16 protein-coding genes are annotated in these 24,241 nt (G+C 62.1%); 14 read left to right on the top strand and 2 right to left on the bottom strand.

Translation table 11 applies throughout. The features are described from left to right. Nucleotides 1-32 precede the first annotated feature (32 nt). Nucleotides 33-2,498 carry a UvrD-helicase domain-containing protein gene (locus HKK57_RS23465; RefSeq protein WP_169390875.1) on the top strand — a complete coding sequence of 822 codons (2,466 nt, stop codon included), beginning with the start codon at nucleotides 33-35 and terminating at the stop codon, nucleotides 2,496-2,498. A gap of 245 nt (nucleotides 2,499-2,743) precedes the next feature. On the opposite strand, the gene HKK57_RS23460 is transcribed toward HKK57_RS23465, so the two are convergent. Then, nucleotides 2,744-3,016, bottom strand: coding sequence for a DUF1652 domain-containing protein (locus HKK57_RS23460; protein WP_169390874.1), 273 nt, complete (start codon nucleotides 3,014-3,016; stop codon nucleotides 2,744-2,746). Nucleotides 3,017-3,272: 256 nt separating this feature from the next. Between HKK57_RS23460 and HKK57_RS23455 the strand changes: the two genes are divergently transcribed. The 4 genes from HKK57_RS23455 to HKK57_RS23440 are packed head-to-tail and all read left to right on the top strand — an operon-like array spanning nucleotide 3,273 to nucleotide 7,062. Continuing rightward, nucleotides 3,273-4,097: a helix-turn-helix domain-containing protein gene (locus HKK57_RS23455; protein WP_029299987.1), complete on the top strand. Its 825-nt coding sequence runs from the start codon at nucleotides 3,273-3,275 to the stop codon at nucleotides 4,095-4,097. Nucleotides 4,098-4,146: 49 nt separating this feature from the next. Further along, entirely contained in the window at nucleotides 4,147-5,553 is a 1,407-nt protein-coding gene (locus HKK57_RS23450; RefSeq protein ID WP_169390873.1) for an NAD(P)/FAD-dependent oxidoreductase, read from the top strand. Nucleotides 5,554-5,580: 27 nt separating this feature from the next. Further along, nucleotides 5,581-5,922, top strand: a complete 342-nt coding sequence (locus tag HKK57_RS23445; protein ID WP_029299984.1) for a cupin domain-containing protein — start codon at nucleotides 5,581-5,583, stop codon at nucleotides 5,920-5,922. Between the two features lie 60 nt (nucleotides 5,923-5,982). After that, nucleotides 5,983-7,062: a polyamine ABC transporter substrate-binding protein gene (locus tag HKK57_RS23440; RefSeq protein ID WP_169390872.1), complete on the top strand. Its 1,080-nt coding sequence runs from the start codon at nucleotides 5,983-5,985 to the stop codon at nucleotides 7,060-7,062. Nucleotides 7,063-7,245: 183 nt separating this feature from the next. Here HKK57_RS23440 and HKK57_RS23435 read toward each other — a convergent pair whose 3' ends face one another. Next, a complete protein-coding gene (locus tag HKK57_RS23435; protein ID WP_154905910.1) occupies nucleotides 7,246-8,040 on the bottom strand; it encodes a helix-turn-helix transcriptional regulator in 795 nt (264 codons plus the stop codon). A gap of 298 nt (nucleotides 8,041-8,338) precedes the next feature. Between HKK57_RS23435 and HKK57_RS23430 the strand changes: the two genes are divergently transcribed. From HKK57_RS23430 to HKK57_RS23390, 9 genes are all read left to right on the top strand, one after another. Next, nucleotides 8,339-9,703 (top strand): APC family permease, encoded by a 1,365-nt coding sequence (locus HKK57_RS23430; protein WP_169390871.1) that lies wholly within the window; start codon nucleotides 8,339-8,341, stop codon nucleotides 9,701-9,703. A gap of 9 nt (nucleotides 9,704-9,712) precedes the next feature. Beyond that, on the top strand, nucleotides 9,713-10,807 hold the full coding sequence (locus HKK57_RS23425) for a DmpA family aminopeptidase (protein WP_133714361.1): 1,095 nt from the start codon (nucleotides 9,713-9,715) through the stop codon (nucleotides 10,805-10,807). 533 nt (nucleotides 10,808-11,340) lie between these two features. Then, nucleotides 11,341-12,789 (top strand): serralysin family metalloprotease, encoded by a 1,449-nt coding sequence (locus HKK57_RS23420; protein ID WP_169390870.1) that lies wholly within the window; start codon nucleotides 11,341-11,343, stop codon nucleotides 12,787-12,789. A 216-nt stretch (nucleotides 12,790-13,005) separates the two neighbouring features. Continuing rightward, on the top strand, nucleotides 13,006-13,374 hold the full coding sequence (locus tag HKK57_RS23415) for an AprI/Inh family metalloprotease inhibitor (RefSeq protein WP_154905912.1): 369 nt from the start codon (nucleotides 13,006-13,008) through the stop codon (nucleotides 13,372-13,374). A 177-nt stretch (nucleotides 13,375-13,551) separates the two neighbouring features. Beyond that, nucleotides 13,552-15,303: a type I secretion system permease/ATPase gene (locus HKK57_RS23410; RefSeq protein ID WP_169390869.1), complete on the top strand. Its 1,752-nt coding sequence runs from the start codon at nucleotides 13,552-13,554 to the stop codon at nucleotides 15,301-15,303. Further along, complete coding sequence (locus HKK57_RS23405; RefSeq protein WP_029299967.1) at nucleotides 15,300-16,622, top strand: HlyD family type I secretion periplasmic adaptor subunit; 1,323 nt, start codon at nucleotides 15,300-15,302, stop codon at nucleotides 16,620-16,622. Before HKK57_RS23410 ends, HKK57_RS23405 begins: the two co-directional genes overlap by 4 nt. Before the next feature lie 2 nt (nucleotides 16,623-16,624). Further along, on the top strand, nucleotides 16,625-17,962 hold the full coding sequence (locus tag HKK57_RS23400) for a TolC family outer membrane protein (RefSeq protein ID WP_169390868.1): 1,338 nt from the start codon (nucleotides 16,625-16,627) through the stop codon (nucleotides 17,960-17,962). Nucleotides 17,963-18,028: 66 nt separating this feature from the next. Then, the gene (eprS, locus tag HKK57_RS23395; protein ID WP_169391244.1) at nucleotides 18,029-20,953 is read left to right on the top strand and encodes an autotransporter serine peptidase EprS; all 2,925 of its coding nucleotides are present in this window, start codon (nucleotides 18,029-18,031) and stop codon (nucleotides 20,951-20,953) included. A gap of 115 nt (nucleotides 20,954-21,068) precedes the next feature. Next, the gene (locus HKK57_RS23390; protein WP_442962270.1) at nucleotides 21,069-24,146 is read left to right on the top strand and encodes an autotransporter outer membrane beta-barrel domain-containing protein; all 3,078 of its coding nucleotides are present in this window, start codon (nucleotides 21,069-21,071) and stop codon (nucleotides 24,144-24,146) included. Nucleotides 24,147-24,241 lie beyond the last annotated feature (95 nt).

Genomic DNA, 24,241 nt, shown 5'->3' with positions numbered 1-24,241 from the left:
TCTGTCCGCTTAACCCCCCCGCAGGAGTCCGCGTGTCGCAACACACCCCCGATCTGCCCCCCGAACTGCGTCCCCTGGCGCAAATGCCGCTGTTCAAGCGCCTGGCTGCCCGGCTGTTTGGCCACGGATTGACGCGCCTGCGGGCCCAGCACCGTTTTTCGTGGCTGCATGGCCAGGCGGATGGTTTTCGCAGTGGGCATGAAGCGGGTGTGGAGTATGGCTACCAGGAAGGCAAGCGCGACGGCATCGAGGAGGGGCGCCAGGTCCTGTTGATTCGTGACTTTCGCAGTGATGAGCACCGTGCGCCCGGAATTGATGACAGCCTGTTCGACGATTGGCGCCTGCCATTGACCCCTGAGCTGAAAAAACGCATCAAGGCCGATGTGGCACGCTTGCTACCGGCCCATGCCCAGCCCAGCGCGGCCCAGTGGAAGATGATCTTCAGCGACACCCCGTCCACCTCGGTGATTGCCGGGGCCGGGGCCGGCAAGTCCACCTCGCTGGTCCTGCGCATCCTGTTGTTGACCCATTACCTGGGCTTTGAGCTGAGTTCCATGACCGTGGTGACCTTCACCCGTGAGTCGCGCAAGGACTTCATCGGCAAACTCATGGAGATTCTCAGCCTGTGGGGCCAACCCCTTGGTTTGAAAGAGGCCCAGGCCGTGGTGCGCACCTTTCATTCACGCATCCTGCCCATGGTCCGCAGCCTGCCGGGCTTCGAGCGCTTGCAGGCCTTCGAGAACCTGCACAACGGCACCTACGATGACGAGGCTGACAGCAACCCCTTCGAGCTGCGCATCAACGATGCCCAGCGCCAGCAGCTCAATGCCTGTTACCACGGGCTTTACGGCCGGCACACACGCTTTCGCGAGCTGATTGCGCCGATGGCGCGCCACGCCTTGCAGCTCAAGGAGTTGGAGCGCGACCACCCGGATGTGCAGAAGCGCATGGCGGTCACCGAGTTGGCGGCCAAGCGTGACGAAGAACTGTGCGATGTGATCGAGGACCTGTGGTTTCGCGCCGGTGCCTGGCCGATCAAGGGCATCGAGCCCAACCGTCAGAGCGTGGAAATCAACGGCGCGGCGTTCCACTGCCACGGCTACAGCGCCGAATTGGACGCCTGGGTGGTACTGGGCTTCGACGCCAGGGAAAACCCGCAGATCGCCCGCCCAGGGGCCAAGCTGTCGGTGCGCGCCGAATGGGCAGTCAAGCGCACCCTGTTTCAAGCTTTCTGTCGCAAGCCTTTGATATGGCTGGATAATTATGGGTCTTCCAAGCGTCTTTTGAGCAGCCTGGCGGGCGATGCCAGTTCGGGGCCGGGGTTTGATTACAAGGTCAAGGGCGAGTTGGCTTCGGCGCCGCTGCTGGACTGTTTTGTCACCGCCGCCGGGTTTATTGAAAACCTCGGCCTGGACGTGCCTACGGCCGTAGGCCAGATGAGCTTTGCCAAGGATGACCCGGACCGCGCTTTCTTCGAAGCCCTGAGCATTTTCTGGAAGGCCCTGGAAGATCACCTGCTGGACCAGTCGCCGCCGATCATGACTTACAACCGCATGTTTTCGCTGTTTGGCGAGAACACCCCGGAGAACCTCAAGTTGCTCAGCGACGGGCTGTTGCGCCCGCTGTCGCACTTGATGATCGACGAGTTCCAGGACGTTTCGCCGCAGATCGTCTCGTGGATCCGCGCCAGCCTGCGCGAGATCCGCAGCCGTGGGCCGGCAATGCATGTGGGGCGGGGTGCCCAGCACTCCTCGCTGTTATGCGTGGGTGATGACTGGCAGTCGATCTATGGCTGGCGCGGCAGTTCGCCCAAGTACTTCATGGAGTTCAACAAGGAGTTCCCCTCACCAAGCACCACCCGGGTAATGCTCGGGGAGAACTTCCGAAGCCACCAGCACATCATCGATGCCGCCGAGCATATCGTTAAAGCCGCACCGGCGATCAGCGGTAAAAAGGCCAAGGCCGGCGGCGCAGCCAAGGCGCTGATACCGGTGCAGGTGCTGGATCGAGATGAGGCCGCCCTGGCGCAGCAGTTGCTGGCGCACTATCAACGGGGCGAATCGGTATTAATGCTGTATCGAAAAAGCAGCGATAAGCTGTTGATCCAGGAGCATATTCAGTCGGTAGTTAACCTTGATTCTAGCTTGCCGCCGACCCAGCGCCGCCTGAAACAACTGACCTATCACAGCGCCAAGGGACTGCAGGCGGATGCGGTGTTTTTGCTGGGCGATTGCCAGCACCTGACGCGCTCACCCTACAAGAACCAGGTGTACCGCATGGCCGGGCTTGGCAGGGACGGCGATGCCGAGCCCTATGACAATGCGCAAAAAGACGAGGTGCTGCGCCTGGCCTATGTCGGGATTACCCGGGCAGTGAGCCATTGCTACTGGTATGTCGAAGGGCAGGATGGCCAAGGCGCGAATGCGCCGAGGGCGTCGGACCGAGTGACGGGGGGCAAAGTGTTCTTTGATGACCGCCGGGTGGCGAAGGTGAAGTAGAGGGGTTGCTGGGGCAAGTGGGCTTAGTGGGCTTAGTGGGTTTAGTGAGCTTAGTGGGATTGCTGTGGCGAGCGGGCTTGCCCCGCGCTGGGCTGCGCAGCAGCCCTAGAACCGACGCCCTCGGTTTACCTGACTAAACTCCGTGAGCTTATTGGGGCTGCTGCGCAGCCCAGCGCGGGGCAAGCCCGCTCGCCACAAGAAGCCCGCTGCCACAACAAGCCCGTTCACCACAATAAGCCCTGCAACTACGCCTGCCGCAACTGCGGGCGTATAAACGATTCCAGCTCTGCCTCAATCGCTTCGATAATGCGTTCCACATCCGTGGCGTTCATCACCGTGGCACAGGGAATGCCAGCAATGGCGATCAGGGTTTCGCCACTCTCTCGGTCAAACAATCGCGCAATCATGCTGCCGGGCGCGTCCATGCTGCCTTCAAAGCCTACCGGGTGAAAATGCCAGCGCATCAACTGGCAGGCATTGAGGAATGTCACTTTGTTCATGTGACCAACCTTGTTCATTGAGCGCTTCCTTTAGCTCGCGGCAAGGGCGTCAGGTCCATCAATGGTCCTGACCGTGAAGCTTAAAAAATAGCACTCACTCGCAATAGGTATCGGTTTTTTTCCATCCGTTCGGCAGTTGCTTGCAAGAAGTTTGACGTGGGTCATGCCTTACAACGGCTTAGGCAAAAGGCCATTATTAAAAACTGTCACCTTGCCATTGAAGCACTCGGTAAAGTTGTGCAAGCTCCAGGCTTTAGCCGCTTGCGAGTGTTGTATGCCACAGACCGTCCCGGCCGATAGCCCGCAACAGACGCAAGCGACTGCCGACGTAGTGTTGCGCCATCACCTGTGCTGGAAGCACCGCGATCTGGACGGGGTCATGGCGCACTATCACCCGGATATCCAGTACCACGACTTCTTCCAGAACCGCGTGGTGTGCTTCGACCAACTGCGTGAGTACCTGCAAGCCAGCATGCCCCGCGACCCCGATGAGGCTATCGAGCACACTGATCGTATCCGCACCGATGGCGATACTGCATTTATCCAGTATCGCGTGACCTTGCGTGGCGGCCAGGGCCTGGTGTCGTTTCGTACCAGTGAGGCGATCACCGTGCGCGACGGGCTGATCTGGCGTGTCAACGAATACGCATCCCTGGTGCACGAACCCGCCACCAGTCGTTCCCAGTCCCAGGCCACGCGACCGACCGTCAGCCGCCTGGGCTTGTCGCCCCAGCAACTGAGCTACCTGGCCAACGATTTGCAGCAGTACTTCCAGCGCCAGCAACCGTATCTCGACCCTGAACTGGACCTGCAACGGGTAGCCAAGGAGTGTGGCTACAGTCGCAACCAGATTTCCTACCTGCTCAACCAGGTGCTGGGGCAGAGCTTCTACCGCTACGTCAACCAGGCCCGTCTGCAGCATTTGCTCGCGGCACTGGATGGCGCCACGCCGCCGATCCGCATTGATGAGCTGGCATTTGCCGCCGGATTCAATTCGTTATCGGCGTTCTACAGCTGTTTCCGTCAACACACCGGCCTGTCACCCAAGGCCTACGTGAAACAAATTTCTCTGCGTGCACGCGCGCAAGACGACGACTGAAGCCAGGCACTAGGATCACGCCATCGACGTTTGGTGGTGGAGTTTGGGCATGCCGGCATGGCGCAAGATCAGTTTGTGGATGGACCAGCTGCAAGAGCCGCTGGAGGCGCGCGCGTCCCTGGAGCATGACCTGGATGTCGATGTGGCCATTATTGGCGCCGGCTACACCGGGTTGTGGACTGCCTATTACCTCAAGCGCCACGCGCCGCAGCTCAAGGTGGTGATCATCGAAGCCCAGACTGCCGGTTTCGGCGCTTCCGGGCGCAATGGTGGATGGTTGATGGGCAACCTCCTGGGCGAAGACCGCTTGCTCGCCGGTTTACCTGCCGAGCAACGCCGGGCCTCGTTTGACCTGCTGCATGGCATCCCCGATGAAGTCGGGCAGGTGCTGCAGCGCGAAGCCATCGACTGCGACTACCGCAAGGGCGGGGCGCTGCACTGTGCCGCCCGCTACCCCGAGCAAGAAGCCAGCCTGCGCGAATACCTGGCCAAGCTCCACAGCCAAGGCCTGAGCGACGCTGACTACCGCTGGCTCAGCCCCGAGCAACTGGCCGGGCAGATCCGTATCGCCTCGGCTTATGGCGCGGTCTATACCCCTCACGTTGCGACGATCCATCCGGCCAAGCTGGTGCGCGGGTTGGCGCGGGTGGTCGAGGCCATGGGCGTGGCGATCTACGAGAACAGTCCGGTCACCCACTGGCAGGCCGCCAGCCTGCGCACCGCCAAGGCCCACGTCCGGGCCTCATGGGTGGTGCCAGCGGTGGAGGGCTATGCCCCGACGCTCAAGCCCCTGGGCCGCTATCAACTGCCGGTGCAAAGCCTGATCGTGGCGACCGAACCCTTGCCTGCCAGTACCTGGGAGGAAATCGGCCTGGATCAGGGCCAGGCTTTTGGTGAAAGCAGCCGCCAGGTCACCTATGGCCAGCGCACCGCGGATAACCGCCTGGTATTTGGGGCCCGCGGTGGTTATCAGTTTGCCGGCAAGTTGCGGCACAACTTCGACCTCACCGAAAGCGAGGTGGAGTTGCGCCGCTACCTGTTCTGCGAGCTGTTCCCGCAACTGCAGCATGTGCGCGTTACCCACTCCTGGGGGGGCAACCTCGGTATGTCGCGGCGCTTTCGGCCGCACATGCTGTGCGACCAACAGAGCGGCATCGCCTTGTCGGGCGGGTACGGCGGGGAGGGCGTCGGCGCCAGCAACCTGGGCGGTCGGACCTTGGCCGACCTGATTCTGGGGCGTGACACACCGCTGGTCCAGCAACCGTGGGTGCTGCGCGACGGCGGCCTGAACGCCCTCAAGGGCTGGGAACCGGAGCCGTGCCGGTGGCTGGGCTACAACGCGATCATCCGCAGCTTTGTCCACGAGGACCAGACCCTGGCGGATCCGAACACCGCGCCCTGGCGGCGCAAGCTGGCCAGCGGCATGGCCGGCTTCATGGAAGGTTTCATGCACTAAGTCGCTTCAATCACCACAGGTATGACCATGAGCATTACCCAGTTCAAAGACACACTTAACCGCCACCTGCCGGACTCAAGCCCGGTCGCTGTGCCCCTCGGCACCCCGATTGCCGTGGCGTCCACCCTCAGCGTGGAGCGCAGCGATGGCGTCGAAACCGGCATCTGGGAATGCACCCCAGGCCGCTGGCGGCGCCAGATCGTGGCCCAGGAGTTCTGCCACTTTATCCAGGGCCGCTGCACCTTCACCCCCGATGACGGTGAAACCCTGCAGATCGAAGCCGGTGATGCACTGATGTTGCCGGCCAACAGCACGGGGATCTGGGATATCCAGGAGACCGTGCGCAAGACCTATGTGTTGATCCTCTAATCTTTTGATCCTTGATCGCCTGCCATAAAAACAGCCCTATAACCGCCAGGAAATCGAACCATGAGACCCATTGCCCTGTTGCCCTTGATGTTGGTGGCGTCCCTGACCCAGGCCGCCGAAACGGTGAAAATCTACAACTGGTCGAGTTACATCGCACCGGATACCACCAAGAACTTCCAGAAGGAAACCGGGATCGGTTTCAGCTACGACGTGTACGACAGCAACGAGACCCTGGATGGCAAGTTGATGACCGGCAATTCGGGTTACGACGTGGTTTTCCCGTCCAACCACTTCATGGCCCGGCAGATCCAGGGTGGGGCCCTGAAAAAACTCGACAAGAGCCAGTTGCCGAACTGGAAGAACCTCAACCCGGTGCTGCTCAAGGCCCTGCAAACCAACGATCCGGGCAATGAACACGGCTTCCCGTACCTGTGGGGCAGCACTGGCATCGGCTATAACATCGACAAGGTCAAGGCCGTACTGGGCGACGATGCGCCGGTCGATTCCTGGGACTTGATCTTCAAGCCCGAGTACATGGAAAAACTCAGCAAATGCGGGGTGGCGATCCTCGACAACGGTCCGGAACTGCTGCCGATCGCCCTGAACTATCTGGGCTTGCCGCACCACAGCAAGAACCCCGAGGACTACAAAAAAGCCGAGGCGCTGCTGATCAAGGTGCGGCCCTACATCGCCTACTTCCATTCCTCCAAATACACCGGCGACCTGGCCAACGGCGATATCTGTGTGGCGGTGGGCTTCTCGGGTGACGTGCTGCAGGCCGAAAGCCGGGCCAAGGAAGCCAAGAATGGCGTGAAAATCGGCTACAACATCCCCAAGGAAGGCGCCGCGATCTGGTTCGACATGGTCGCCATGCCCGCCGACGCCCCGGATGAAAAAGCCGGCTATGCCTTCATGAACTACCTGCTGCGCCCGGACGTAATGGCCGATATCACCAACTTCGTGCACTACGCCAACGGCAACAGCGCTGCCGACAGCCTGGTAGACCCGGTGATCAAGAGCGACACCAAGGTGTACCCGAGCGAAGAGATGATGGGCAAGCTGTTCGCCCTCGAAGCCATGCCGATGAAGATCGACCGCATTCGCACACGGATCTGGAACACCATCCGCACCGGGCGCTAACGTCTGCAGACGGGCTAGTTGTGGCGAGGGGGCTTGTCCCCCGCTGGGCTGCGCAGCAGCCCTAATAAGGTCCACTCAATTGCATCAGGTAAATCGAGGTGGCTGGTTTTGGGGCTGCTTCGCAGCCCAGCGGGGGACAAGCCCCCTCGCCACGAAAGCCCACGACAGGCCGTTCGCCGGGGCCTATGGGTTATCCAGGTCATGCCCCAGCGATTGGATAAACAACGAGAACAACTCCGGCTGCGACGAGATATCCAGCTTGGCGTAAAGGTGGCGTCGATGCACCTTGACCGTGTCCGGCGAGATGCTCAGGCGTTCGGCCATGGCCTTGGACGAGAACCCGCGCAGGACCAGGCGGGCGATTTCCAGTTCGCGCTCGGACAGCACCCCGCTGCCGAAATGGCTCAACGCATCGCGTATCTGGCTGGCCATTGCCTCGCCGGCCGGCGCGCGCTGGGTACTCTGCTGCCAATGCTGTTGCATCAACGGCAGCACCCACGCCGCCAGCAGCGACAGCAGCCCGGTTTCCGTCGCGGTAAATACCCGCTGCATCCCCAATGACAACGACAAGGTGCCCGCCCCAGGCAGTTGCAGGATGAATTGCACTTCATCCTCCAGCACGTTGTCGTGGAAGTAATTGAGGAAGTACTCGCTCTGGCGGAAATGGTCCGGCGCCACTTCTTCCAGGCGGTATACGCCACTGGCGTAGCCTTCGCGGCACGCCTGGAAGAACGGGTCGAGCAAGTACAGGCCATTGAGGTACACCAGCATCGACGCCGGTTTGCTGGTGGGCTGCGCGTCGTACTCTTCCAGGGCCTGGGGCGGGCCATCCACGGGGTAGAAGATCGCCAGGGCGTTATCGAAGGCGAGGTTCTGGTGCAGCAACAGCACCAATTGCTTCCAGAAGCGCTCGGTGCCAATTTGCGACACGGTACGGCCCAGGCCCGCATGCATGCTGATTTCCCTGAACAGGCTCATGTGATGGGTTCCGGTGGTTGAAAGATCGGCCAAGGGTTCGGTTTTTACCCAGCCCCGTCAAGGGGAGTACTCCAATAGGGGAATTGGCCGGTGCAGTGGCAACCCCTACATTCCCTGTAGGAGCGAGCTTGCTCGCGAAAAACCTGGGCGCGCTGCGGTTGCCCAGCCAGCACGCGTTTGCGTTGACGTCTTTAGCGAGCAAGCTCGCTCCTACAATAAAAAAATTGATCGCTCCTTCTTTTTCGTTTCTGCCTCAAACCAGCTTTCCAATAAAAAGAATAAACAAGAGGATAACGATATGAGCACCACCCCCACGCCTGATGGCGTGCTGAAACCAACCTTGAGTGTGTTCGATGTAGTGGCCATTACCGTTTCAGCGGTGACCCCAGCCAGTTCCGTGTTTGTCATTGCGCCGTTTGCCATCCAGCAAGCCGGCAGCGGGGTGTTCCTGGCGTTTGTGATGGCCGGGTTACTGGCGCTGATGTTCGCCTTTTGCTACGCCGAACTGGGGCGTGCCCATAACAGCGCGGGTGGCGAGTATGTGTACGCCAAGCGAGTGTTCGGCGGGATGGCGGGCTATGCCACCTTCCTCACCGTACTGGTAATGCTGCTGTTTATCCCACCGGTATTGGCCACCGGCGCGGCGACCTACCTCAACAACGCCCTGGGCACGCAATTCGACTCACAAACCGTGGCCCTGGTGATCGTGGTCTGCAGTTACGCCCTGGGCATCCTCAATATCAAGCTCAATGCGTGGATCACGGGTACCTGCCTGCTGCTGGAAGTGGCGGCGTTGCTGGTGATTGTGTTTATCGGATTTGGCAACCCGGTGCAGCCGGCCAGTGTGCTGTTCCAGCCGCAGATCGTCGAAAACGGCGTATTGCACCTGGCGCCCTGGGCCCTGGTGATCGGCGCCGTGGGCATCGGCCTGTTCTCGTTCAACGGCTATGGCCCGGCGGTGCTGTTGGCCGAAGACATGAAATGCGGCGGCAAGGGCGTGCACAAGGCGGTGCTGTGGTCCCTGGGCCTGGTGGTGGTGATCGAACTGGTGCCAATCACCGCACTGTTGATTGGCGCCCCATCCCTGCGCGAGATGATCAGCAGCCCGGACCCCATCGGTTACCTGCTGACCAGTCATGGCAATGAAACCCTGTCACGCCTGGTCAGTGCCGGGATCTTCCTCTCCGTGTTCAACGCCATCGTCGCCATCGTGATCCAGATCGGCCGGGTCGTGTTCAGCAGTGGCCGCGATGCGCTGTGGACGCCGACCATCAACAAACTCTTCACCCGTATCCACCCGCGCTGGGATTCTCCATGGCTGGCCACGCTGTTCCTGGCGATCCCTTCGGCACTGCTCAGCTTCAGCTCCAACCTGGCGGACCTGACGTCCTTCAGCGTGTTGTTGATCATGCTGGTGTACCTGATCGTCGCCCTCAGCGCGCTGATGAGCCGGGTGCTGCTGCGTGACCGCGAGCACCCGTACCGCATGCCCCTGTGGCCGGTGCCGGCCTTGCTGGCTGTGGCGGGCGCGGGATATCTGTTGTTTACCTTGTTTATCGCCGCGTCCATGCGCGACATCATGATTATCATCGGCCTGCTGGCCTTGTCGGTGATCCTGTATTGCGTCAGCGGCCGGTCGAGTCCGGCGTTCCAGAAACTGTAAGGAGTGGTTATGCGTGCACGTCAATTGGGCATTACGTTGGGGTTGGGCACACCCGGCGAATTGAATGCGATTACCGATGTCCCCGGGGTTCGGGTCGGCCACAGCACGCTCAAGGAGCAGATCGATGGCAAGCAGGTACGCACCGGGGTCACGCTGATCCAGCCGCGGGCCGGTGCTGCGCGGCTGCAGCCGTGTTTTGCCGGGTATCACGTGCTCAACGGCAATGGCGACGCCACCGGCCTGGAATGGATCAGCGAGGCCGGGCTGCTGACCACGCCCCTGGCAATCACCAACACCCACAGTATTGGCATTGTGCGTGACACCCTGATTGCCCTGGAGCGCGACAGCCTGGCTGACCCGGCGGTGTACTGGTGCATGCCGGTGGTGATGGAGACCTATGACGGCCTGCTCAACGATATCTGGGGCCAGCACATCGGCCCGGAGCATGTGCTCCAGGCCATGGCCAATGCCGAATCCGGCCCGGTGCAGGAAGGCGCGGTGGGCGGCGGCACCGGGATGATCTGCCATGAGTTCAAGGGCGGCATTGGCAGCGCTTCGCGCAAGTTGCCGGCGGAGCAGGGCGGCTGGACCGTTGGCGTGCTGGTGCAGGCCAACCACGGCAAGCGCCAGGAACTGCGGGTGGATGGGTATCCGGTGGGGCGCCATTTGATGGAAATTGCCTCGCCGTTTGCCGACCGTGGCACCCCGGGCATGGGCTCCATCGTGGTGATCATCGCCACCGATGCGCCGTTGCTGCCGCACCAATGCCAGCGCCTGGCGCAACGCGCCTCCATCGGTATTGCCCGCACCGGCGGCGGCACCGAGGATTCCAGTGGCGATCTGTTCCTGGCGTTTGCCACCGGCAACCATGACCTGCCGCCTGCGGATTACGGGCGCAAGGACTTGCCCCTCAGTACGGCATTGAACATGGTCAACAATGATCATATTTCGCCATTGTTCAGTGCCGCGGCCGAGGCGGTGGAAGAGGCGATCATCAACGCGATCCTCGCCGGGGAAGACATGACCACCGCCGATGGCGTATTGGTGCCGGGGCTGGATGGGCAGACGCTGCTGGAGGCAATGCGCCAGACGGGATGGCGCTAAAGGGTTGAGGGGGCGCCTGCGTCTGTGGCGAGCGGGCTTGTTGTGGCGAGCGGGCTTGCCCCGCGCTGGGGTGCGCAGCAGCCCCAATAGGACTTCCACGGACGTTCAGGTAAACCGCAGTGCCTGCTTTTAGGGCTGCTACGCACCCCAGCGCGGGGCAAGCCCGCTCGCCACAGGATGTATTGTTTTTATTGACACGGTGACACTTTTAAAATGCAACCCAATCAAATAATTGGATCCATTCAATATTAAAACGTGACCTGTCTGGCATTTAATTATTTAGCACTATTTAATATTTAAATAACCAACTTCCCGCCAAGGAGCCCAAAACAAATAATATAAACACTTTCTCCCCAATGTTTGCAGGCGTTATTCCTTTCGAGCACTTTCCCAGCAAAAAAAATACTGGACGTGTGATTTAAGTTTGTGTCAGTTTTCTTTCGCCTTCATAAGAGGCGAGTGATAGGACGATCTCGCCAGAGAGCGTCATATCGGACAAAAACTGTTCCACTTGCAAACAAGGAAGTACGTTTATGTCGAAAGTAAAAGACAAAGCTATTGTCTCGGCAGCTCAAGCAAGTAGTGCCTATTCACAAATCGATAGCTTTAGCCATTTGTACGACCGCGGCGGCAACCTCACGGTCAATGGCAAACCTTCGTTCTCTGTCGACCAGGCAGCCGACCATTTGCTGCGCGAAAACGCGGCATACCGGGACGTTGACGGCAACGGCAGGATCGATCTGACCTACACCTTCCTGACGTCGGCCTCTTCGGCGACCATGAACAAGCATGGCATCTCCGGGTTCAGCCAGTTCAGCAACCTGCAAAAAGGCCAGGCCGTACTGGCCATGCAATCCTGGGCCGATGTGGCCAATGTCACCTTCACCGAGAGAGTCTCGGGCGGCGACTTCCACATGACCTTCGGCAACTACAGCGCCGGCCAGGATGGTGCCGCTGCCTTTGCCTACTTGCCCGGCACCAATGAGAAGTACCACACGAGCGGCACGGATGGCACCTCGTGGTACCTGATCAACAACAGCTACACCGCCAACATCAACCCGGGCCTGAACAACTACGGGCGCCAGACCCTGACCCACGAGATCGGCCATACCCTGGGCCTGGATCACCCTGGCGACTACAACGCCGGGACCGGCAACCCGTCTTACCGAGACGCGGACTACGGCCAGGACACCCGTGGCTACAGCGTGATGAGCTACTGGGGCGAAAACAACACCAACCAGAACTTTACCAAAGGCGGGGTAGAGGCTTATGCGTCCGGCCCGCTGATCGACGATATCGCGGCGATCCAGAAGCTCTACGGTGCCAACTACAACACCCGTGCCGGTGACACCACCTACGGGTTCAACTCCAACACCGGGCGTGATCACCTCAGCGCCACCTCCAATGCCGACAAGCTGGTGTTCTCGGTATGGGACGGTGGTGGCAACGACACCCTGGATTTCTCCGGCTTTACCCAGAACCAGAAAATCAACCTCAACGAGACGTCGTTCTCCGATGTGGGCGGCCTGGTGGGTAACGTGTCGATCGCCCAGGGCGTGACCGTGGAAAACGCCTTTGGTGGTTCGGGCAACGACCTGTTGATCGGCAACGCAGTGGCCAACACCCTCAAGGGCGGGGCCGGCAATGACCTGATCTACGGCGGTGGCGGGGCCGACAAACTGTGGGGCGGCGCGGGCTCGGACACCTTTGTGTTCGGTGCCAGCTCCGACTCCCGCCCAGGTGCGGCGGACCAGATCCTTGACTTCACCTCGGGTTCGGACAAGATCGACCTGACCGGCATCACCAAAGGCAGCGGCTTGCATTTCGTCAACGCCTTTACCGGCGCTGCCGGCGATGCCGTGCTGACGTACGCCTCGGGTACCAACCTGGGCACGTTGGCGGTGGACTTCTCCGGGCACGGCGTGGCGGACTTCCTCGTCACCACCGTGGGCCAGGCGGCCTACAGCGACATCGTGGCCTGATCAAGGCGTAGGACCTGTGGTGAGTGGGGCTTGCTTGTTGTGGTAGGGGCTTACTTTGGTAAACGTTTGCTTTGGTGGTGGAGCTTGTCGTGGCGAGGGGGCTTGTCCCCCGTTGGACTGCGCAGCAGTCCCATTTTTCAGCTCCCGGCCAAGCCCGCTCGCCACAGCAACCCCCCACAACAACAAGTGCTGCTCACCACAAACCGGGTACTGTTGATGACTATTTTTCGTAACGCAATCGCCTGGTTGATCCCGGCGTTGCTCGTGTCGGTAGGAGCCAACGCAATGGCAAGGATTCCTGTTTTACCCAGCACCGCCCAACTGGCCGGGCACTGGCAACTGCGCCAGCAAGAGCAGGTGTGCAAGCTGGATCTGATCGCTCAACCCAACAGCCTGGCCGGTGACATTGATTGTGTGCAGCAGTGGCTGGGGCAAACACCCCTGACCTGGCTGCCCACTCCGGATGGTATCTGGCTGATGAATGCCGAGGGCACCGGAATAACCCATTTGAACCGGCAGAAAGAAGGCGAATATACCGCGCGTTCTGCTACTGGGTTGGAGCTGTTACTGCAACGTACACAATAATAAAGTCATGCGGTTATAGATTTATAACCGCCGGATATAGGGGTATTTACTGGGCGTGACCTATCTCAACCTGTCACTTCCAACGTATTAAACACCTTATAAATAGTTGCCCGCCCCCTTTAGTGGGGCGCTCGGCAGACTATCGCACGTATTTCAGTCCAGGGAAGATCAGGCGACATGGCGAAGACCACTCCCACTGCACCACTGTTTAAAGCCCTCGGCGATTATAAAAGTATCCTGATCAGCGTCGGTTGTTTCACTGCGCTGATCAATTTGCTGATGCTGGTGCCGTCCATTTATATGCTGCAAGTCTATGACCGGGTCCTGTCATCGCAGAACGAAACCACCTTGGTGATGTTGACCCTGATGGTGGTGGGGTTCTTTGCCTTCATCGGCACCCTGGAAGTGGTGCGCAGCTTTATCGTGATCCGCATCGGCAGCCAATTGGAGCGCCGGTTCAACCTGCAGGTGTACAAGGCCGCCTTCGAGCGCAACCTGCAACGGGGCGAAGGCCACGCCGGGCAATCCTTGGGCGACTTGACCCATATCCGCCAGTTCCTCACCGGGCCGGCGTTGTTTGCGTTCTTCGATGCGCCGTGGTTCCCCATCTACTTGCTGGTGATCTTCCTGTTCAACGTGTGGCTTGGGGTGTTGGCCACGGCTGGGGCCGTGCTGTTGATCGCTCTGGCATGCTTGAACGAATACCTGACCAAAAAACCGTTGCGCGAAGCCAGCGGCTACTCGCAACAGTCCACCCAATTGGCCACCAGCCACTTGCACAACGCCGAGACCATCCAGGCCATGGGCATGCTGGGGGCGCTGCGCGCTCGTTGGTTCCAGGTGCATTCGCGGTTTCTCGGCTTGCAGAACCAGGCCAGCGACACCGGTTCGGTGATCAGCTCCCTGAGCAAGTCCTTGCGCCTGCTCCTGCAATCGCTGGTGCTGGGGCTCGGTGCCTTGTTGGTGATCAAGGGCCAGATGACCGCCGGGATGATGATCGCCGGGACCATTCTGATGGGGCGGGTGCTCAGCCCGATCGACCAGTTGATCGCGGTGTGGAAGCAATGGAGCTCGGCCAAGCTGGCCTACCAGCGCCTCGATGAGCTGTTGCAGGAGTTCCCGCCGGGGGCGCAGGCCATGGCGTTGCCGGCGCCCAAGGGCCAGGTGAGTTTCGAGCAGGTCAGCGCCGGCCCTCCGGGGCGGCGGGTGGCCACTTTGCACCAGGTCAGTTTCAACCTCGCGGCCGGTGAAGTGTTGGGGGTATTGGGGGCGTCCGGGTCCGGCAAATCGACCTTGGCGCGCGTGCTGGTGGGCGTGTGGCCGACCCTGGCCGGCACGGTGCGCCTGGACGGCGCCGATATCCATCGCTGGGACCGCGACGACCTTGGTCCGCACGTCGGTTACTTGCCCCAGGACATCGAGCTGTTCAGCGGCAGCATCGCCGACAACATTGCGCGTTTTCGCCAGGCAGACCCGGAGCGGGTGGTACAGGCCGCCCAGCAAGCCGGGGTGCACGACCTGATCCTGCGCCTGCCCCAGGGCTACGACACGGTGTTGGGCGACGACGGCAGCGGTTTGTCCGGAGGGCAGAAACAACGGGTGGCCCTGGCGCGCGCGCTGTATGGCGGGCCGCGCCTGATCGTGCTCGACGAGCCCAATTCCAACCTCGACACCGTGGGCGAGGCGGCTTTGGCCAGCGCCATCATGCAGATGAAAGCCCAGGGCAGCAGCGTGATCCTGGTCACCCACCGCTCTTCGGCGCTGGCCCAGGCCGACAAGCTGCTGGTACTCAACGAAGGCCGCCTGCAAGCATTCGGCCCCAGCCAGGAGGTGCTGCGGGCGCTGTCCGGGCAAGCGGAACAACCCCGTGAAAAGGCCGGCGTCAGCCTCAGCCGTCAATATCCTGCGGCAAGGAATCCTGGCCAATGAGCACCGATAACAGCCTGCCAAACGAACAGATCTTCCCCGAGCGCGATGCGCGCTTTTTCGCCCGCCTGGGTTGGGTAATGACGGTGGTCGGCGCCGGAGGGTTCTTCCTCTGGGCCAGCCTGGCGCCCCTGGACCAGGGCATTCCTGTACAGGGCACGGTGGTGGTGTCTGGCAAGCGCAAGGCCGTGCAAACCCTGAGCCCCGGCGTGGTCAGCCGGATTCTGGTGCGCGAAGGCGAGGTGGTCAAACAGGGCCAGCCGCTGTTTCGTCTCGACCAGACCCAAAGCCAGGCCGACGTGCACTCCCTGCAAGCGCAATACCGCATGGCCTGGGCCAGCGTCGCCCGCTGGCAGAGCGAGCGCGATAACTTACCGGCGGTGGTCTTTCCCGCTGAACTGAGTAGCGCCGCCGATCCTGCGCTGGCCCTGGTACTTGAAGGCCAGCGTCAGCTGTTCAGCAGCCGGCGTGATGCCTTTGCCCGCGAGCAATCGGGGATCCGCGCCAGCATTGAAGGCGCCAGCGCCCAACTCAACGGCATGCGCCGCGCCCGCACTGACCTGAGCGCCCAGGCGCAATCGCTGCGTGATCAACTGGCCAACCTGCAACCCTTGGCCGACAACGGCTATATCCCGCGCAATCGCCTGCTGGAGTACCAGCGCCAACTGTCCCAGGTGCAGCAGGACCTGGCGCAGAACACCGGTGAAAGTGGGCGTATCGAGCAAGGCATCCTCGAATCGCGCCTCAAGTTGCAACAGCACAGCGAGGAGTACCAGAAGGAAGTGCGCAGCCAACTGGCCGACGCACAGCTGCGCAGCGTGACCCTGGAGCAGCAGTTGACCTCCGCCGGCTTTGACCTGCAACACAGTGAAATCAACGCGCCGGCCGATGGCATTGCGGTGAACCTCGGGGTGCATACCGAGGGGGCGGTGGTGCGGGCCGGGGAAACCCTGCTGGAAATCGTGCCCCAGGACACGCGCCTGGAAGTGGAGGGGCGTTTGCCGGTGAACCTGGTGGACAAGGTCGGCAGCCATCTGCCGGTAGATATCCTGTTCACCGCCTTCAACCAGAGCCGCACGCCTCGGGTGCCGGGAGAAGTGAGCCTGATCTCCGCCGACCAGTTGCTCGACGAAAAAACCGGCGCGCCGTATTACGTGCTGCGCACCACCGTCAGCGATGCCTCCCTGGAAAAACTCCAGGGCCTGGTGATCAAGCCAGGCATGCCCGCCGAGATGTTTGTGCGTACCGGCGAGCGCTCGCTGCTCAACTACCTGTTCAAGCCGCTGCTCGACCGGGCCGGCTCGGCGTTGACCGAGGAATGAGCATGAAGCCCGTATTCATCGCCTTGCTCCTCGCCTGCAGCAGCGCCCAGGCCGCCATGGGCCCGTTCGATGTGTATGAACAGGCCCTGCGTAACGATCCGGTGTTCCTCGGCGCAATCAAGGAGCGTGACGCCGGCCTGGAAAACCGCACCATTGGCCGCGCCGGCCTGTTGCCGCGGCTGTCGTACAACTACAACAAGGGCCGCAACAACTCCCAGGCCAACCTGCCCGATGGCCGTGGCGGCCACTATCACGACGACCGCAACTACAACAGCTTCGGCTCGACCTTCACCCTGCAACAGCCGCTGTTCGACTACGAAGCCTATGCCAACTACCGCAAGGGCGTGGCCCAGGCGCTGTTTGCCGACGAGAGTTTCCGCGACAAGAGCCAGGCGCTGTTGGTGCGGGTGCTGACGTATTACACCCAGGCCCTGTTCGCCCAGGACCAGATCGATATCGCCCGGGCAAAAAAGAAAGCCTACGAGCAACAGTTCCAGCAGAACCAGCATCTGTTCCAGCAGGGCGAGGGCACGCGCACCGACATCCTGGAGGCCGAATCCCGTTATGAACTGGCGACCGCCGAGGAGATCCAGGCGCTCGACGAGCAGGACGCGTCACTGCGCGAGCTGGGGGCGTTGCTCGGCGTACAGAGTGTCGATATTGCCGACCTGGCACCGTTGAATCAGAACTTTGCCGCTTTCACCCTGGCGCCGGCCAACTACGACAGCTGGCACGAATTGGCAATCACCAACAACCCGACCCTGGCTTCCCAGCGCCAGGCCGTGGAAGTGGCGCGTTATGAGGTGGAGCGCAACCGCGCCGGGCACTTGCCGCGGATCACCGCGTACGCCAGCTCGCGCCAGCAAGAGTCCGACAGCGGTAACACCTACAACCAGCGCTACGACACCAACACCATCGGTATTGAAGTCAGCGTGCCGCTGTATGCCGGGGGCGGCGTCTCGGCGTCCACCCGCCAGGCCGCCCGCTCCATGGAGCAGGCCGAGTACGAACTGGAGGGCAAGACCCGCGAAACCCTGATCGAGTTGCGTCGCCAGTTCAGCGCCTGCCTGTCGGGGGTGAGCAAACTGCGGGCCTATCAAAAGGCCTTGGTCTCCGCCGAGGCGCTGGTGGTGTCGACCAAGCAGAGCATCCTCGGTGGCGAGCGGGTCAACCTGGATGCCCTCAACGCCGAACAGCAGTTGTACAGCACCCGTCGCGACCTGGCCCAGGCCCGCTACGACTACCTGATGGCCTGGACGAAGTTGCACTACTACGCGGGCAATCTGCGTGACACCGACCTGGCCAAGGTCGACGAAGCCTTCGGCCCAGGCGCGCGCTGAATAAAAAACACAATAAAAGTGAGGACGGTCACCGTGAACGCGAAACAACGAGGCTATCACTGCGTCATGCTATGTGGGCTGGCCAGCCTGGGCGCCGCCCAGGCCGCGCCCTATGTGGAGACCGGCAAGCTGGGCGACCCTGCCAGTTGGCGCTCGGCGGAGTATCAACGGGACTGGGGCCTGGGCCGCCTGCAAGCCGATCAGGCTTACGCCGCGGAGATCAGCGGGGCCGGGGTGAAGATCGGCGCCCTGGACTCGGGCTTCGATGCCAGCCACCCGGAAGCCTCCCCGGCGCGCTTCCACCCGGTGACCGCCAACGGCACCTATGTGGATGGCAGCCCGTTCTCCACTACCGGTGCGCTGAACCCCAACAACGACTCCCACGGCACCCATGTCACCGGCACCATGGCCGCTGCGCGTGACGGCACCGGCATGCACGGCGTGGCCTACAACGCGCAGCTCTATGTGGGCAACACCAACGCCAACGACAGCTTTCTGTTTGGCCCGACGCCTGACCCTAAGTACTTCAAGGCGGTGTACAGCGCCATGGTCGATGCCGGGGTGAGCGCGATCAACAACAGCTGGGGCAGCCAGCCCAAGGATGTCAGCTACCAGACCTTGAATGACCTGCACGCAGCCTATGCCCAGCACTTCAACCAGGGCACCTGGCTGGACGCCGCCGCCGATGTGGCGCGAGCCGGGGTGATCAATGTGTTCAGCGCCGGTAACAGTGGCTATGCCAACGCCAGCGTGCGCTCGGCCTTGCCGTACTTTGAGCCAGCGCTGGAAGGCCACTGGCTGGCGGTGTCGGGCCTGGACCAGGCCAATAACCAGAAGTACAACCAGTGCGGCATCGCCAAGTATTGGTGCGTCTCCACCCCCGGCGCGAAGATCGACAGCACCGTTCCCGGCGGCGGTTATGCGGTCAAGTCCGGCACCTCGATGTCGGCGCCCCATGCCACGGGGGCCTTGGCCCTGGTGATGGAACGCTACCCGTACCTGAACAACGAGCAAGCCTTGCAGGTGTTGCTGACAACGGCCACGCAACTGGACGGTTCACTGACCGATGCGCCGAGCGCCAAGATCGGCTGGGGCGTGCCGGACCTTGGCCGGGCGATGCATGGGCCGGGACAGTTGCTGGGCGCCATGGACGTCAATCTGGCGGCCGGGCAGGGCGATGTATGGAGCAATGGCATCTCCGACAAGGCGCTGCTGCAGCGCCAGGCCGAAGACAGCGCCGAGCACCTGGCCTGGCAACAGACCTTGCAGGACAAAGGCTGGGAAAATGGCATCGGCGCCGGCGCCAGCCAGCAGGAACAGACTGACTACGCCGTGGGCATGGCCCGGGATGCGGCAGCGGCCCAGCGCATTTACCAAGGCAGCCTGATCAAGTCCGGCGCCGGTAGCCTGGTGCTCAGCGGCGACAGCACCTATCGCGGCCCGACCACGGTCAATGGTGGGGTGTTGAAGGTCGATGGTTCGCTGGCATCGCAGGTCACGGTCAACAATGGCGGGACCTTGGGTGGTTCCGGGCGCATTGGCGCGTTGCAGGCCAACAGCGGCAGTGTGGTTGCGCCGGGCAATTCCATCGGCACCTTGAATGTGAGCGGGGATGTGAGCTTCGACGCCGGTTCCACCTATGCAGTGGAGCTGTCGAACGCCAGCAGCGACCGCATCGTCGCCGGCGGCAAGGCCAGCCTCAACGGCGGCACCGTGACCCTGGCCCTGGAAAACAGCCCGACACTGCTCAGCCAGCCCCAGGCGCAAAGCCTGATCGGCCGTCAGTACACCATCCTGCAGGCGGCGGGCGGGGTCACCGGCAGTTTTGGTGCGGTATTGCCCAACTACCTGTTCCTCGGTGGCGACCTCGACTACAGCGGCAACGGCGTGCAACTGGCTATCGCGCGCAATGACGCAAGCTTTGCCAGCGTCGCCGCAACCCGTAACCAGCGCGCCGTGGCCGCTGCGGCCGAGCAACTGGGCGCTGGCAACCCCGTGTATGAAAGCGTGCTGAGCAGCGACTCCAGCGGGGTTGCCCGCCAGGCCTTCCAGCAGTTATCTGGCGAGATCTACCCGGCGGTGGGCGCCATGCTGATCAACGACAGCCGCCATGTACGCGATGCCGTCGGTGAACGCCTGCGCCATGTGCCTGTGACGGGCGAAAGCAACCTGTGGATCAAGGCCCTCGGCGCCTGGGGCAAGGCCGACAGCCAAAGCGAATATGCCGGTTACACCCGCTCTATCGGCGGGATGTTGCTGGGCGTCGATGGCCAGTGGGACGAGCAGACCCGTGTGGGTGTGATGGCGGGCTATAGCGACAGTTCGCTGAACATGGGGGATGGCACGCATTCGTCGGCCGATATCGACAGCTATCACCTGGGCACCTACGCCGGGCGTGAACTGGGCAACTGGCGCGTGAGTCTGGGCGGAGCCTATAGCTGGCATCGCGGCGATGTGCAGCGCGACCTGCAATACGGTGACGTCAGCGCCAAGCAAAAAACCAAACTGGATGCGCGCAGCCTTCAGGTGTTCACCGAGGCGGCCTACCGCCTGGACCTGCAAGCCCTGGCCCTGGAACCGTTCGCCAACCTGGCCTACGTGCACCTGGACAGCGAGCGATTGCATGAAAAAGGTGATGGCGCTGCCTTGCAACGCGGCAGTGATCGACGTGACACGACCCTCGGCACCCTGGGCCTGCGCGCGCTCAAAACCCTGCCTCTGAATGACCAGCAGCAAGTGGAACTCTCCGGTTCCCTGGGCTGGCAGCACAGCCTTACGCCGGTTGAGTCCGAGGAACATCTGGCCTTTGTCGCTGGCGGCCCCTCGTTTGCCGTGCGCAGCACACCGTTGCAGCGCGACGCCGCGCTGGTGGGCTTGAAAGCCAGCCTGGCATTGAGTGACTCCACCCGGGTCAACCTTGATTACAGCGGCCAACTGGGCTCGAAGGAGAGCAACCAAGGGGTGGGCCTGAGCCTCGACTGGCAATTCTAAACTTGCGGCAGGAGCCGGTACGCCGGCTCTTGCTGGCGGGTGAATAAGAACAACAAACGCAACAAAACTAAGGAAGGTCACCGTGAACGCAAAACAACGAGGGTTTCACTCCGCCATCCCAACAGGCCCGGGCTACCCGCTCAAAGCCTTGAGTCGCGTGCCATACGGCGCGTTGCTGTGTTGCCTGGCCAGCCTGGGTACCGCCCAGGCCGCACCCTACGTGGAAGCCGGCAAACTGGGGGATGCCGCCAGTTGGCGCAGCAATGAGTTCAAGGCCGATTGGGGCCTGGGGGCGGTCAATGCCGATGTGGCGTATGCCGCCGGTTACAGTGGCAAGGGCGTGAAGCTGGGGATTTTCGATCAGCCGGTATATGCCCAGCATCCCGAGTTCTCCAGCCCGGGCAAGGTACAGACCCTGGTCACTGAGGGGATCCGCCAATACACCGACCCCTATATCCCGGTGAAGGCCGGTGACCCGTTCCGCTATGACGGTACACCGTCCCAGGGCTCCAACGGCAAGCTGGGCGACCACGGCACCCATGTCGGTGGCATCGCGGCTGGCGACCGCAACGGCGGGCCGATGCACGGCGTGGCCTATAACGCGCAGATCCTCAGTGCCGAGAACGGCGACCCGGGCCCCGAAGACGGCATCATCCTGGGCAACGACGGTGCGGTGTACCAGGCCGGCTGGGACAGCCTGGTGGCCAATGGCGCACGCATCATCAATAACAGCTGGGGGATCGGCATTGGCGAGCAGTTTGCCAAGGGCGGCAAAGACCCTGCGTTCGCGCATTTTGACCTGAGCGACGCGCAGGCCCAGTTCGACCAGATCAAGCCGTTGCTGGGTACCGCGCCAGGTGGCGCCTACACCGGGGCGATCAACGCGGCGCGCAGCGGGGTGCTGACGATCTTCGCGGCCGGCAACGACTACAACCTGAACAACCCTGATGCGATTTCCGGCCTGGCTTACTTCGTACCCGAGATCACGCCCAATTGGCTGTCGGTGGCCGCACTGCAACGCAACCCGGACACCAACAGCCCCAACCCTTATGTGATCAGCACCTTCTCGTCCCGTTGCGGCTATGCCGCCAGTTTCTGTGTGTCAGCACCGGGCACGGCGATCTACAGCTCGGTGATGGTGGGCACCACGGTCGATAACATGACCCTGGGCTGGAACAATAAAAACGGCACCTCCATGGCCGCTCCCCACGTGGCAGGCGCCGCCGCCGTCTTGATGGAGCGTTTCCCGTATATGAGTGGCGAGCAGATCTCCACGCTGCTCAAGACCACCGCCACCGACCTCGGTGCACCGGGCATCGACGCGCTGTACGGCTGGGGCATGATCAACCTGGGCAAGGCGGTCAGCGGGCCGGGCATGTTGGTCACCGCCGAGGACATCCCGGCCGAGTTCCGCGTCGAGGGCGGCTACGGCAGCGGCCAGTTTGTCGCGGACTTGCCGGGGGTAGGGGCGGTGGTCGACGCCGGCAAGCCCACCGAGCGTGTATGCGACGATCTGCACTGCGGGCGGGATGTATGGAGCAACGACATTTCCGGTCATGGCGGCCTGACCAAGCAAGGCATCGGCACGCTGGTGCTGACCGGCAGCAATACCTACAGCGGGCCGACCCTGGTCAATCAGGGCCTGCTGGCGGTCAATGGCTCGCTGGTATCCCAGGTCACGGTGAGCAACAGCGGCGTGTTGGGCGGCTCCGGCAGCATCGGCGCGCTGCACGCGAAAAACGGCGGTACGGTAGCGCCGGGCAACTCCATTGGTACGTTGAACGTGGCCGGGGATCTCAACTTCGACGCCGGGTCCACCTATGCGGTAGAGCTGTCGAACAGCAGCAGTGACCGCATCGTCGCCGGCGGCAAGGCCACCCTCAACGGCGGCACTGTGACCCTGGCCCTGGAGAACAGCCCGACACTGCTCAGCCAGCCCGAGGCGCAAAGCCTGATCGGCCGCCAGTACACCATCCTGCAGGCGGCAGGGGGCGTCACCGGTAGCTTCGCGCAGGTACTGCCCAACTACCTGTTTGTGGGCGGCAACCTGAACTATGGCGCCAACGGTGTGCAACTGGATGTCGCACGCACGGCCAACAGCTTCGCCAGCGTGGCATTGACCGATAACCAGCGTGCCGTGGCGGGCGCTGCCGAACAACTGGGCGCGGGTAATGGCGTGTATGAAAGCCTGCTGTTGGCGCCGAGTGCGGCTTCGGCGCAAGGGGCGTTCCAACAGTTGTCGGGGGAAATCTACCCGGCCCTGGAAACCGCCCTGGTCAATGACAACCGCTACCTGCGCGAAGCGGTAGGCGAGCGCCTGCAGCAGGGCGAAATGGGCTCCTCGCCACAGACCATCGACACCCGCGGCAATGTCTGGGTCAAGGCCCTTGGTGCCTGGGGTAAAACCGACAGCAGCAGCGACACGGCGGGCTACACCACTTCCATCGGCGGATTGCTCGCGGGTGTGGACGGTGCGCTGGATGAAGACACGCGCCTGGGGCTGGTCGCCGGCTACAGCGATACCTCGCTGAACATGGGCGATGGCACCCACTCGCGGGCATCGGTGGACAGCTACCACTTGGGCGCCTATGCCGGGCACGAAATCGGCGCCTGGCGCCTGAGCGGCGGGGCGACCTACAGCTGGCATCGCGCCGATGTAAAGCGTGAGCTGCAATACGGCGAAGTCGCCGGCAAGCAGAAAGCCAAGGTCGATGCCCGCAGCACCCAGCTCTTCACCGAAGCGGCTTATCGCCTGCACCTGCAACCGCTGGCGCTGGAGCCATTCGCCAACCTGGCCTATGTGCACCTGGACAGCGATGGCTTCAGCGAGAAAGGCGACGCGGCGGCGCTCAAGGGCGGCGATGACACACGCGACCTGGTCCTGAGCACCCTCGGCGTGCGTGCCTTGAAGACCTTCAACCTCACCGACCATCAGGCTCTGGACGTTTCCGGGACCCTGGGGTGGCAGCACAACCTCAGCGCCACCGATTCCGCGCGCCACCTGGCGTTTGCCTCAGGCAGTAGCGCGTTTGCCGTGCAAAGCGCACCGATGGTGCGCGATGCCGCATTGGTCGGCGCACGGGCCAGCCTGGCGCTGAGCAAGGATGCTCGGTTGAACTTTGACTACAACGGCCTGCTGGCCAGCAAGGAGAAAATCCACGGCGTGGGCTTGAGCCTCGACTGGGCGTTCTGAGTTTTACCCTGTAGGCGCCGGCTTGCCGGCTCCTACAGCGGGCGGTGTGATGTTCAGGATTTTTAGCTTTCTCGACAATTCCAACAAAAGAGAGG

The sequence above is a fragment of the Pseudomonas sp. ADAK21 genome (assembly GCF_012935735.1).
Classification (GTDB): domain Bacteria; phylum Pseudomonadota; class Gammaproteobacteria; order Pseudomonadales; family Pseudomonadaceae; genus Aquipseudomonas; species Aquipseudomonas proteolytica.
Note: the sequence above shows the minus strand (reverse complement) of the source record. Positions and strands in the feature narration are given on the sequence as shown.